Annotated in this window: 9 protein-coding genes; 2 read left to right on the top strand and 7 right to left on the bottom strand. The window is 43.5% G+C overall.

The genetic code is table 11. The features are described from left to right. Nucleotides 1-5: 5 nt before the first annotated feature. The 5 genes from FS458_RS02865 to FS458_RS02845 all read right to left on the bottom strand — a co-directional run bounded on the left by FS458_RS02865 (nucleotide 6) and on the right by FS458_RS02845 (nucleotide 8,893). Nucleotides 6-884 (bottom strand): carbohydrate ABC transporter permease, encoded by an 879-nt coding sequence (locus FS458_RS02865; RefSeq protein WP_144697671.1) that lies wholly within the window; start codon nucleotides 882-884, stop codon nucleotides 6-8. 19 nt (nucleotides 885-903) lie between these two features. Further along, complete coding sequence (locus tag FS458_RS02860; RefSeq protein ID WP_082861496.1) at nucleotides 904-1,800, bottom strand: carbohydrate ABC transporter permease; 897 nt, start codon at nucleotides 1,798-1,800, stop codon at nucleotides 904-906. Beyond that, nucleotides 1,781-4,741 carry an extracellular solute-binding protein gene (locus tag FS458_RS02855; RefSeq protein ID WP_144697670.1) on the bottom strand — a complete coding sequence of 987 codons (2,961 nt, stop codon included), beginning with the start codon at nucleotides 4,739-4,741 and terminating at the stop codon, nucleotides 1,781-1,783. Before FS458_RS02855 ends, FS458_RS02860 begins: the two co-directional genes overlap by 20 nt. Nucleotides 4,742-4,772: 31 nt before the next feature. Further along, nucleotides 4,773-6,137: an ABC transporter substrate-binding protein gene (locus FS458_RS02850; protein WP_144697668.1), complete on the bottom strand. Its 1,365-nt coding sequence runs from the start codon at nucleotides 6,135-6,137 to the stop codon at nucleotides 4,773-4,775. Nucleotides 6,138-6,502: 365 nt separating this feature from the next. Then, complete coding sequence (locus tag FS458_RS02845) at nucleotides 6,503-8,893, bottom strand: beta-galactosidase (RefSeq protein ID WP_144697666.1); 2,391 nt, start codon at nucleotides 8,891-8,893, stop codon at nucleotides 6,503-6,505. Between the two features lie 424 nt (nucleotides 8,894-9,317). On the opposite strand from FS458_RS02845, the gene FS458_RS02840 reads away from it, so the two are divergent. Beyond that, nucleotides 9,318-9,695 carry a hypothetical protein gene (locus FS458_RS02840; protein ID WP_144697664.1) on the top strand — a complete coding sequence of 126 codons (378 nt, stop codon included), beginning with the start codon at nucleotides 9,318-9,320 and terminating at the stop codon, nucleotides 9,693-9,695. A gap of 80 nt (nucleotides 9,696-9,775) precedes the next feature. Then, nucleotides 9,776-9,988, top strand: coding sequence for a hypothetical protein (locus FS458_RS02835; protein ID WP_144697662.1), 213 nt, complete (start codon nucleotides 9,776-9,778; stop codon nucleotides 9,986-9,988). A 29-nt stretch (nucleotides 9,989-10,017) separates the two neighbouring features. On the opposite strand, the gene FS458_RS02830 is transcribed toward FS458_RS02835, so the two are convergent. Continuing rightward, entirely contained in the window at nucleotides 10,018-10,905 is an 888-nt protein-coding gene (locus tag FS458_RS02830) for an ROK family protein (protein ID WP_144697660.1), read from the bottom strand. A gap of 6 nt (nucleotides 10,906-10,911) precedes the next feature. Next, the gene (locus FS458_RS02825) at nucleotides 10,912-12,444 is read right to left on the bottom strand and encodes a DUF4127 family protein (RefSeq protein WP_144697658.1); all 1,533 of its coding nucleotides are present in this window, start codon (nucleotides 12,442-12,444) and stop codon (nucleotides 10,912-10,914) included. Between the last annotated feature and the right edge of the window lie 15 nt (nucleotides 12,445-12,459).

Genomic DNA, 12,459 nt, shown 5'->3' with positions numbered 1-12,459 from the left:
CTTTCTTACTTGATTCCTGAGTGGGCCATCGTGTTCATCACCTGGCTCTGCAGAATTATAAAGATGATTAGATTTGGTACGAACATGATCAAGGATGCCGCTGCTGCGAGCCCTTGTCCTGCTACGTTGTTTCCTTCAACCGTTGAAGTTAACGTCGACATGTAGAACGAGAACGTCTTCAGTCCTTCGTCGTTCACATAGAGCGATGAACTTTCAACACTGTTCCATACGAGCTGAAACGATAGAATCGCGATGGTAGCGATCGCAGGTTTGACGAGAGGTATGATGATCCGTACGAAGATCTGAAAATCAGATGCTCCGTCTAGCCTCGCTGCTTCAAGCAGTTCATCCGGTATCTGGTCGATAAACTGTTTGACGAGAAACAGACCGATCGGCATCGCGAGTAACGGAAGAATATGAACCAGAAACGTGTTGATCAATCCGAGTTCGTCGATCAACAGATAACGTGGGATCATAACGGCTGCCGGTACGAACATGAGCGCTAACGTGTTGATCTCAAAGATCGCTTTTTTCATCTTAAAATTTTTCTTAGATAGCGCGTAGCCTGCCATCGTGCTGATGATTACAGTTAGAACAACAACGATCAGCGTAACGACAACAGAGTTGAACAGAAAGCGTGACATCGGAACACCGGTATCGTTCGTCTTTGTAAAAAGGTCTACAAAGTTCTGCAATGTTGGGTTTTCTACAAAAAAGCGCGGTGGATATGCGAACAGTTCGTCGATCGGTTTGAACGCATGAAAGAATATATAGACGATCGGCAAAGCCATAAAGATAGCCAGTGGAATTAAAAACGCAAGAAATTTCAGCTGACTCCTATGGAACTTTGACGGGTTCATTCTTGTCCCTTGAAAGGCTGACATGTTGATCACTCCTTTTTCGCTAGTCTTTCTCTCCAAACAGCCTCCAGGCTACTTTCGAGAACAGATATACAACGATGAGCAGCACGACCGAAATCGCTGCCGCATAACCCATCTCATAACGGATAAAACCATAATCTTCTAAGTGGTTGACCATTAGCTGACCCGCATATTGCGGTGTCGGGTTAGCACCAGAAAGCGCCACCCCGATCGCACCAGCTTGAAACGTTCCAACAACTGCCATGACCGCGCCGAACAACATCTGCGGCTTCATGGACGGGATTGTAATATAGATGATCTCTTGAAAACGGTTGTTGATGCCGTCAATGTATCCTGCTTCATAAATCTCGGTGTTAATGTTCAGAACACCTGATAACATCGCGAGGAATCCAACACCCATAGAGCCCCAAAGCGTTACAAAGATCATAATCTTCATGAGGTACTCAGGCGACTGCAGCCATTGGATCGGCTCTAACAGCACACCCATCGTTAGAAGCAGGCTGTTTAGATAACCAGTTTCATCTCCAGAGAAGATAATCGTCCAAACAACGGCCATCGCAACACCTGCTGTCATGGATGGCGAGTAGATGATTAACGCAAGTACCGTTCGCATGCGCTTTGGTACTTGAGCGAGCGCCCAAGCGAGTATGAACGATAAGATATACCCGCCAGGGCCCACAATTAGTGCGAACGTTAACGTGTTCGGCAGGATTTTCTGCATGAACACTTCATCCTGTGTGATCAGACCGACATAGTTGCTCAAACCGATGAACGTCGGTGTTTCGATCGCGTTAAAATACGTGAATGACAATAGGATTGCCGCTGCAACAGGTATGATGATAAACGTTGTAAAAAAGATGATATACGGAGCAAGGAACATCCACGGTGAATAATCTCGTTTATTTGGTTTCTTTTTCATTCTCATCGCCTGCCCAACTTTTCACTTGTTCTATCGTAGGAATCGGATACGGCTTGACCATCTTGCCGTCCTCCACATATCCAAACTCTTCCATCTTTCGCTTGATCTCCCGGTCGATCGCAACGACTGAGTCGTCAACTGCTGATCTCGGGTTCACACCATCAAACACGATGCGGTTCCAGATGTTCGAAAGCTCACGCTCGATCATGTACGAACCTGGATTTTTCGGTACTTCGTATAGATACTCCCACTGCTTCAGAATCGTTTTCTTATGCTGTTCTGGCCACGGAAGGTTCTTGAACGCCTCTAGGTTGGACGTGTTCCACATATATTCTGGTCCGTACAGCATCTGCAGATTTGTCGCGAACTCGGTCTGCGTATCTTCTGACAGCCACCATTTTAAAAGCTCCCATGAATCTTCCTTGCTCTTCGTCCCTTTAAAGATCATCGCAGACTGACCCGAACCTGTTGCCCAACGCTCCACCGTTCCATCTTCCTTCTTCACACCCGGATGTGGTGCAATATCCCACCATCCTGCGATTTCTGGAGCGGCTGCTGTTAGCTGTGTGTATGTCGTAAAGTTTGCTGTTCCGATCGGAAGTGTTGAATATCGGAAGTGGTTATAAAAGTTTGGCACTTGTAACGGCATGCTGTAGATCGTGTTCAGCTCTGCCATGAACTGAATACCTTTTAGTGATTCTTCTGTTCCGATCGCCGTCTTCATGCCATCTTTTCCGTACAGATCTCCGTCAAACTGATACACGAACGGAGCGGTTGCTTGGAACGGCTTAAAGCCTGTTGCACCAGCGATATGCGTATAATAGTTCATCCCAAAACGCTGAAGCTCTGGCAAGATGCTCTTTACGTCATCCCACGTATCTGGAACCGGAAGACCGAGTGCTTGCATAATATCTTTTCGGTAAAACTGCACAAAGAAATCTTGCGTCTCTGGCATCGCATAAACCGAATCACCGATCATGAGCGGTAGAAAGGCTCCTGGTGAGAACTGCTTGCTGAACTTTTCAAAGTCATCGAACTGATGCAGATCAACGGCCGCACCACGGATGGATAACTCGTAAGGCAACCATGAAGAGATACCAAGCGCAATGTCTGGCTGTTTGTTCGACGCACTCGCGAGAATCAGCTTCTGCTCTTCTGGCATGATCGAGAACTTTACTTTGATTCCTGTTTCTGGCGTAAAGTTTTGATCAGATAGATTTTGTAGAAGTTCAACATATTGACGAGGTCGGTTCACCCAAACCTCTAACGTATCTTCTTCTGCTTCACTCGCTGAATAATTTTCAGAGAAGAACGATAAGAAGAAGCGTTGAATCGAGTCAATTAGCTTTTCCCAAAAACCTGCTTCTGCATCTGGCAAATCTTTTTCATCACCATGCACGTAGAAGCGATCCACCGTTAACGGCTGTTCAGGCAACGTTACGAGCATGTTTCCTAGCAGCTGCGCCGCTGAAGACGATCCTTCTGACAGCTCTGTTAGTCGGCTTGGAATCTGGTCCGGCTTTTTACTAAGTGCTGTTAGCTTTTGAACCGCCATCTCAAGCGAGACCATATCTTTTGAATCTTCTTTTGAGTTATCAAGTTTTCTGAGGTATTTCAATTCTTGCTCAAGCTCGTCTGCCCAGCCCGCAAGTTTTTTATCAATGCCTGGAATGTACTCGCTGATCTTCCAGCCACGAGACGTATCTGTCTGATTCCCAGTAAGCTTTCGGATCTCAAGCGTGAGCTCTTCCATCTCGCGCATCACTTTGTTCGTCGTATGAAGAACAGGCTCAACAGGGGCCGCATCAGCCTCTAGACCGATCTGGTGACTCCCTTTTGATAAATAAAACAGATATGCTTTTCCATCTTCATCTTTCAACGTGACGTTATTCCAGTTTTTATTGAATGGGAACGTAACGGGCGAAGCTTCTTGAAACGGAACTTTTCCGTCGATCAATAGTTTTCGGAAAACCGGGCCACCTGTCTCTTTGTTCTGCAATACTTTAAATGTCAGCTTATAAAAGCCATCTTTCTTCACGTTGACGTTCCAGTTCACCGTCTGTCCGGAGTCTTTCCACGATTCAGAGCCTAGCGTGTTTAATAGAAGGTTCTTTGGAGAGCTCGGTACCGCCGATGAATCATCTGCTGCAAAAGGACGTATGTACGAGCTATTCTTTTCGTAATCCTTCTCGGCTTCACGCGTAATCGTTGTTTCAGCTAATTTTGCGTTTTCATGTTTCTTTACGTAATCTTTATAGCTTGGTAGTTTGCTAGGTGATTTAACGTACGCTTTTCCTAGCAGCATCTCGCCTGATAGGTTCGTAAGCTGGATCGTATTCTTTCCTTTTTTAAGTTCGTAACGAAGCGGCTCAGATTGAAGCTGACTCGCATCTTCTGCTGTTAACGTGTTCCAACGCTCGATCCGCTTCTGCTTCGGAATCATGTCGTTATCGAACCGATCTTTCTCAAAGGTGTTTTTCTCGTTTTTCCAGTCGGCCGGAAACACGATTCTGCGGCTTTCATAAAAAGGATAGTTACCGTTTACCTGAATGGCGCCCTCTATTGGAACAACCTCGTTGCTCAGTGGATAATAATCAAACGCTAGCTCATAAAGTCCCGCTTCCTCCACATTGACTTCATAAGACACGGACTCTCGGTTATGCCAATAGAAAACACGATCGTTATAGCCCTTACTCTCTGAATCTGACAATAAGTTCTTCTTATCTTTGATCTTAAAATCAGAAGGAGAGACAGACGCTTCAAAATCTGAAGCGTCCCCTGTCCCTTTCTTCTCCCAACTGTTAAGGACGGTATGATAGTTTTCCTCCACGACTTGTTCGGCAGGCTTATTATCCTGACTGTTGCCTTCAGCAGATGCATATGGTTGTGGAATAATGAGACACAGCGCTAAACCTAACCAAAGAAATCTTTTAAACTTCATACTATCAACCTCCCCTTAAACTTCAGGCTTTCTATTTATCTTTTAAAGCCTCATTAGCTTCTTTGCTCTTTTGGTCTGCTAATTGATCAAGCTGCTTTGCGTAGTCTTCGATCTTTAGATTTCCTTTGATCACGTTATCTAAAATCACGGCCACTTTCGCGTTCGCTTCTTCTCCAACCTTCACGCCTGTTGGAGCTTCCCAACGTGCATCAACATAGCCAGGTACGGTTTTAACCGGCTCAACGACTGCGTTGTCTAAGTTGTCATAAGCTGTCTTGATTCCAGGCACTTCATTGATCGCGAAGTACTCATCTAAAATTTCAGGATCTGCGTTAACAGGTAGTGTGTTCAGTGCTTTTCCTTCTTTTTCAGCGATTTCCATACGCTTCATGAAACCTTCTTTACCGAATGACATCCACTTAGAGAAAAGGAATGCTTCTTCAGCGTGCTTACTCGTTTTAGAAATTCCAACAAAGTCGTTCGTTACACCCGTTCTTCCACCAGGAAGACCGATGAAGTCAAAGTCAAACGTTCCTTTTTCAACAAGAGCAGGAACTCCCCAAGTGCCGTCCCATTTCACAGCAACTTGTCCGTTCATCCATACTTCTTCTGGGTTCTCGCCTTTAAAATTAGCTTTCAAGTCATCTGGAAGTGACTCGTACGCGTAGTTGTTAGTTGTGATTTCTTTTGCAAGATTAGCTCCTGCGATGAATTCTTTTGAGTCAAGAGAGTATTGACCGTCTTGAACCGTATACCAGCCCATATCTGGGTTAGCTGCTGCCGGATACCAGTCTGTTACGGAGAACGCGTGGTTCGTTCCAGCTACACCTTTGTTAATGTTCGTTACTTCTTTAATGGATTTCGTGTACTCTTCTAGTGAAAAACCAAACTCAGGGTAATCCAGGTTCGCTTCGTTAAACAGATCTTTGTTTACTAAGTAGCCTAAGAAATGCTGTGCGAATGGAACCGCATACACTTTATCGTTGTAAGTCGCTGATTCACGAACTGCTTCTGGAATGTTTGCAAAATCTTTATCTTTTTCCGTCATTTTCGTGATGTCCATCAACCAATCGTTTGATAGTGACGATGGAATCTGTGGAAGAGCGAGAACATCTGGCATCTTGCCCGCACTTGCTGCAGCAGCAAGTGTTCCGTTCCAGTCTGTTGATGTGATCGACTCGTCGATCTTCACTTTGATGTTCGGATATTTTTTCTCGAACGCTTTGATCATCAGGCGTTCGAGGTTTTGTTCTTTTTCAGTACCAAGTGACCAGCTTGCATACGAGATGGTTACGTTTTCTTTCTTGTCGTCAGAGCTTGCTTTGTCATCTGAGCTACAAGCTGCTACTGAAAATAGCAGTGCGATGATCATGAATAGTGATAATACTTTCTTCATTACCTATCAACTCCCGATTTAATTTTTTGGGCTATTTTGCTCTGTTGCTTTTGAAAGTGTTGATTTCCGTTTCGGGTGCTTCGCTTTCCGCGGGGCGTGCGGTGAGCCCCTTGCCGCTTTGCGTCATTAAGGGTCTCACCTGTCTAGTTGCAGTGGCTAGCCCCTCGAGGTCAAAAGTTAAATGGTTTAGAAGGCAAAGTGCGCCTTCCAACCCATTCACCTTTTGCTTATCGGGGCTGAACGAGCCACTTTCACTCTTCGGACTGACCGCTTGTCCCGCAGGAGTCTCTCACCCTACACTTCAATCAACTTATTCGGTGATGAGAATGAAAAAATTACATTAGCAGCAACAGTTAGAAATAGCCTTATGGTTGAATAGCGTTTGCGAACGCTGGTTGAAACCGAATGGATGCTGTGTCTTCTGTTGATGAAATCAACACTTTGAATGTGTGCTCTTGTACTTCCTCTATTGAAACCTCTTTGGTGTCTACAGGTTTCCAGGAGGAGGAACGGAAGACGAACTCTTCTTCTTTTTGAATCATTTTTATAGTGAGTGAGATCTCGTCTTGTTGCTGCAGAGTTTCATAGATTTCGCCAGTTCCGTATTCGATGAACAAGTCTTCATGTAAAGGAACGTTGACGGGTAACATGAGGCCGCTTCGCATTGGAATCGATATTTCTTTACCACCGAAAAGGGTTGTTCCGTCGTACGCGATCGTCGTTGATTTCTTAAATTCATCGAAGTTTTGAAGAAAGAAGAAGTCTCCTTTTTCTGGTGAAGATCGTACGGTAATATCAAGCTCTTCTTCAAGTGTGAAACGACTCTGTATCTCCGCTCGTTTGGCGAGCTCAACGATGATGTCGTTTTGATAATGAAAACCGTGATCCATACCGATTCCAAACATATAGAGATGACCTTTGCCAAGCTGCTTTTCAAATGCGATCACTTCGTCCGGGTTGTCCTCTATATGAGCGAAAGCTCCATCTGTTGTTTCATAGATCTCAGCCCGGTCGATCAACACGTTGTCCGCCTGATCAATCTGACCAAACACGCGGTGCTTTGTTTCTTTTACGGTTACGTTGATGTAGTCTTTCAAAATCGTGCACGGTACGTTTTTCAGCGTTTTTGTCGGAATAGTCGGGAACAGGATAAGCTTTCCACCGTTCTCTAGATACGTAACGAGCTTTTGCTGAATGTTTTCATCCATCCACTCTGTGGTAAACATCCATAGAGAAGGGATTTCATTCGGATCGATTTCGGCATCATCCTGCACGTTGATCGCATCATAGATGATGTTGTTCACGCGAAGCGCCTTCGCGATGCCGTTCGCCATAAACGTTTCACGGTCACGCTGAATCTGATTCACCATGTGTTTCGTGTGTTCATCGTGAAACTCAGTCATGTAATAATCCGGATAAAAACCGAGATGTGTATCAACGACTGGCTTCGTTTGTAGAAGTGAGCTCTCAAATGTTTGAAGCATCTTTCCGATATGCTGAATTACAGGATAGTGCGGATTCTTCTTGCCCGACTTAGTGAGTGGTGCCTGCCAATCGTGACGTCTGCCGAACAAGCCGATGTTTTCATAGTTCTCGCCCGCACCAAACATGTAATAGTTCACACCGTTCATCCCGTCCGCAATACATAAGCGCGTCGTCAGATCAAACGTTGTTGGTTGGAGCTTCGGTTTATCGTGGATGCTTCCACCTTGAAACTCTGCTGAGAAAAGCGGCTGCTCTTTCCATTGGATCGCTTTTGTAAAGGCGTTTGCTAAAACGATATCCACATAGCTGTCATACTCGATGTTGCCGATATAATAATCACCAGCCATGAGTGTGTTCTCAATTTTGGCTGTTTCAAGCAGCTGCGAAATGCCGATCGGGTACATCGTGCCACGCTTTAAGATATCGATTCCATGAAAGCCATGAATGTTCACGACGAACGGAACGTCGATGCCTTTTTCTTCTGCTGACTGTTTCAGATGCTCGATGAAACGCTTGTAGTGCTGTCGTAAAAAAAGTCCGAACTCATTTCGTAGAGCGTGAGCGTAGATCGCTTCAGGCTTTTTTGTCATGTTCTCCGCGAATGACTGGATATCACCAAATGGGATGCGGAAAGTTTCTTGAAACGATTGTTCTGTATAGTTTGTTCTCAGATGTTGTTGAAACTCTTGCAGTGTCGAAGTGTTGAAATCGGGTTGGTTTGTCACCCAGTGAAACATCCCTACTTCGTTATCGAGCTGGAATAGGATAACCGGACCGCCGTTTGTGACTAAAAACGGCTTAATAACAGCACATACCTTTTCATACCAAAGCTCTGTTTTTTCTAAGAATGTTGGATGGCTGTAACTTACGACTCGGGTTGGATGAATTTCATCTACGTTCGTTTTCGCTACTGCCTCCGGGTAGTTATCGATGAACCATGTTGGAACACCATGATCCACGATTTCTGCCATCACATATGGTCCCGGACGGACTAAGCAGAACATCCCCTCGTCCTTTACGAGTTGCAGAAACGTATGTAGATCACGTTCTGGGCGAGAGGTTCCGGTAAGATCCGTAACTCCTTCCTCATACTCGTGAAAAATCCACGGCACGTACGTGCTGATCATGTTCGCTCCTGCTTCTTTTACTTGCTGGATGCGCTCGCGCCAGTCTTGCTTAGGAATTCGAAAGTAATGAAGTTCTCCTCCGAACAAGAAGACCTCCTGACCGTCCACGATCACCTTTTCATCTTTTATTGCTATGTTCTTCATAAATCACCTCTTCATCCGGAGAAAACCGGGGTACTGGAGTAAAAATGGATTAAATCATATGGTCGATGCATGTGGGTATAGCTACTCGAAACGTTTCGATATAGTGCAAAAAAATAGGATTTTCAGTAAATATAAACGTTTGAATTGTCGTTTGATACTCAAAATCCTCAATTTACCAATAGAAACGTTTCACTTTTCAATATTATAATCCAACTTGTAAACGGTTACAATATAATTTTCTAAAAATTGTGACGTGCTATAAGTGAAGTTCGTTGATCAATTAGTAATTCTGGAGTTTTGTGATGGCATATTCATATAACCAGATTTAAACTGTAGGTGCATTTCGTAATCTTCATTTTGTCTGAATCTCTTGTGCTATTCTAGTAATATCTTATTAATTCCATACTTAACGAAAGGACTTCTAATGGCTACCAAATCAATCAGTATTTTTCTAACCATTCTATTCGTTTCGCTTTTTTCACTTATTTTTGTAGGAATTGACATCCCTTTTCCAACTACAATAATCATGCTTCTCTTATTAACCAACGCCATCTTTGCCTTCTATTCTATTTTTGTTCAACGTGTCATCATTAAACTTTATCAACATAATTATGTGCCAAACAAAAAAGGAGTTCTTTCATTAATAAACAAATACACTACATTTGCGTTTTTCAGTCTGAACCATAGTGTTCAATCTGTACTAAGTCAATTACCTTTGATCTTAAACAAATTGTTGGCTCTCATTTTCTTTTTTCTTCTGCTTATCAACTGGTGGATCCTATTCATTATGTTTAATGGATAATTTAAGAGATTAATCGTTTTTTATACCCTTTAGTAATGATGATTGTTTTATATACTAGATAGTTTCAAGGAGAATTGCCCATGAACAAAACCTTTTCATTAAAACGAGGATTTTCATTTTTAGGGAAAGCCAACATAGTCTTGCTAGCGATGATTGGTTTACTACTACTAAACAAAGGGAGCTGGATTGACGATGGTCAAAAATATCTCATCCTGCTCATTACGATATCGGAAGCGATGATTCTCTTATTAACGTTAGCCAGCTGCTTACCTCAAAAGAGTAAACAACGATAGAAAAAGACAAGCTGACTCTTTCTTCAGAGTCAGCTTGTCTTTTTAATAGCATACGCTCGCCTTGCCAGCGCTAATGCCCCACACAAACCTGCATTGTCACCCAAATTAGGCGGTACAATATACTTTTCGATTTGATCCAGTACATTTTCGTGTTGAATGTACCCATTTAACAGCTGAACCACCACGTTTCGTACGAGCGGAAATAGATGTTCTTGTTTCATAACACCACCGCCGATCACAATTCGTTTTGGAGAGAGCACCAAAATATAGTTTACAAGAGCTTGTGCGAGATAATAAGCTTCTAGCTCCCACACCTCTAGATTTGACGCAAGCTCCACGCCCTTCTTCCCCCAGCGTGCTTCGATCGCGGGACCTGACGCCATACCTTCTAGACAATCACCATGAAACGGACAGCTTCCTGCAAAATGGTCTTCAACATGTCGCCTAACGAGAATGTGGCCCATCTCTGGATGAAGCATCCCATGTACCAGCTTTCCTTCTGAAACGGCTCCTACACCAATTCCAGTTCCGACCGTCATATACAGACAGCTATCTAGACCTTTGGCGGCACCCCAGAGAGATTCACCTAGAGCGGCTGCATTCACATCCGTATCAAATCCGATTGGAACATGAAAATGGTTTTTCAGTTCTCCCACTAAATCATACTGATTCCAATGTTCTTTTGGCGTACTTGTTATGTATCCATAAGTTGCACTTGAAACATCAAGATCAACCGGTCCGAATGAACCAACTCCTAGAGCATCCACCTTTTTTTCCTTAAAATAATCAACAACGTGTCTCATCGTTTCTTCAGGGGTTGTTGTTGGGATAGAGATTCTCTTAATAACTTCCCCGTCCTCATTTCCAATTCCACACACAAACTTAGTGCCGCCTGCTTCAATTGCGCCTAATATCACAACAAATCACTCCTTACCTGTAGCATCCTTAATATCAAATGAGAGACCGCATTCAAACATTCGGTTCCATGGAGCAAATGTTTTCAGATTATTGATTTTAAACTTTTTAAAACTATGAAGAATCTGTTCATTAAATCTGGTTAACATACGATCATTACGTTCTTCATTAACACGAACCGCTTCATCTTTCAGATCAAAATAATTCAAATCATACTTCGGCAGAAAATCTGCGTTCATTTCCATACGAATTTCTGCTTGATAAAAATAATCATCAAATAGGTGGTAAATCAGATTTTGCTGGATCTCTGTCTGTTTACCATCAGCACCCAACACACCTTGGCAGATGGTTGTGCCTAACGTATTACAGTTCGTGTTCCATCCTTTGTATGACACGAGCTGATCAAGAATACCCTCTTCATCTAAAATGGTGATTAACTCGCGGTCTCCGCCATTGGCATATGCGGAATCCGCCACAATGACGTTTTTCCCTGAGTTGATAAATTGTTTAATCTCATCCACAAACGTGAGCATATTTCGGAAACTTGTGTACGTGATGTCCTTTACATTCTGTTCCCATGACTCTTGCATCACACGGCCAGGGGTATTATAAGCGAGCACTAGATCGGCATCATCAGCACGATCCACCAACTGACACCCCGCAGCTAAGACATGTGCTTTTAAACTTTCTGCAAAAGGACGATCTTCATACATCGGCACAAGTTGCGGGCCGAGCGTGCTGCTCCAAATTGGAAAAATTTTAGGTTTCTGACTTCGTAAATCATTGTAAACTCGAGACAGTAATGTAGCCCCTACTTCATCTGCACCAGGGTACATGTGAACGTTTTTATATAAACGCAGCTGTTCTCTTTTTGTCACCACAGCGCTTTGATCAATGGCTGTATATCCGTATTCAGAACTGTCATCCTGAGGAATGGATAAAAACGTCAACACGCCTTCCTTAACCAAATCTAGCATTTGTACATTCATGTTTGAATTGAAAGCACGTCTCGTCTCATAGTCTTCAATATGCTCTTTTGGCAGCTTAGCCTTGAGCTCACTAAGCTGTTTCGCCTCATCTTCTGTTAACTTCTCACGCTTCTCTTTATCCAACAAATAAGAGCGTAGAAACAATTCCCGGCCCCAGTGTTCATAATAATCGGGTTCCTCGTCACTCGAACTGTATTTTGGGGTGCGCATGATCAAGTTCGATGCATAGATTCCTAGATTCGGATAATCTTGGCGCAACGAGCGCAAGCGTTCTACCCATATCGCACTTTCTTTTTCAGTCAAATAATGAAGTCTGGATGGAAGCAGCCCACCGTATACCAGCATATCAATGCTTAAAATAAGAGCGTCCACTTTCCCGGCTAGATTTCTTAGCCAGTTCCATAATTCTTCTGTATTCGCAGCCTGTTTTTTATAACCTAAGAGTTCAGGTCCAGGAACAAACAACTCTACATCCTGTGAAGACTCCGCAATCATCTGAACATATGTGATGTTGCAAGGGCGTTCATCTATTGGTATATAAGCAATCTTCATGCGTTTAGCCTTCTT

This window comes from Fictibacillus phosphorivorans, from assembly GCF_007673525.1.
GTDB classification, from domain to species: domain Bacteria; phylum Bacillota; class Bacilli; order Bacillales; family Fictibacillaceae; genus Fictibacillus; species Fictibacillus phosphorivorans_C.
The sequence above is the reverse complement of the archived record's forward strand: the minus strand, read 5'-3'. Positions and strand labels throughout refer to the sequence as shown.

Excerpts from the sequence above, each read along its gene's own strand:
- FS458_RS02840 (WP_144697664.1), top strand. The coding sequence starts at position 9,318 with ATGGCTACCAAATCAATCAGTATTTTTCTAACCATTCTATTCGTTTCG.
- FS458_RS02835 (WP_144697662.1), top strand. The coding sequence starts at position 9,776 with ATGAACAAAACCTTTTCATTAAAACGAGGATTTTCATTTTTAGGGAAA.
- FS458_RS02845 (WP_144697666.1), bottom strand. The coding sequence starts at position 8,893 with ATGAAGAACATAGCAATAAAAGATGAAAAGGTGATCGTGGACGGTCAG.
- FS458_RS02850 (WP_144697668.1), bottom strand. The coding sequence starts at position 6,137 with ATGAAGAAAGTATTATCACTATTCATGATCATCGCACTGCTATTTTCA.
- FS458_RS02825 (WP_144697658.1), bottom strand. The coding sequence starts at position 12,444 with ATGAAGATTGCTTATATACCAATAGATGAACGCCCTTGCAACATCACA.
- FS458_RS02860 (WP_082861496.1), bottom strand. The coding sequence starts at position 1,800 with ATGAAAAAGAAACCAAATAAACGAGATTATTCACCGTGGATGTTCCTT.
- FS458_RS02855 (WP_144697670.1), bottom strand. The coding sequence starts at position 4,741 with ATGAAGTTTAAAAGATTTCTTTGGTTAGGTTTAGCGCTGTGTCTCATT.
- FS458_RS02865 (WP_144697671.1), bottom strand. The coding sequence starts at position 884 with ATGTCAGCCTTTCAAGGGACAAGAATGAACCCGTCAAAGTTCCATAGG.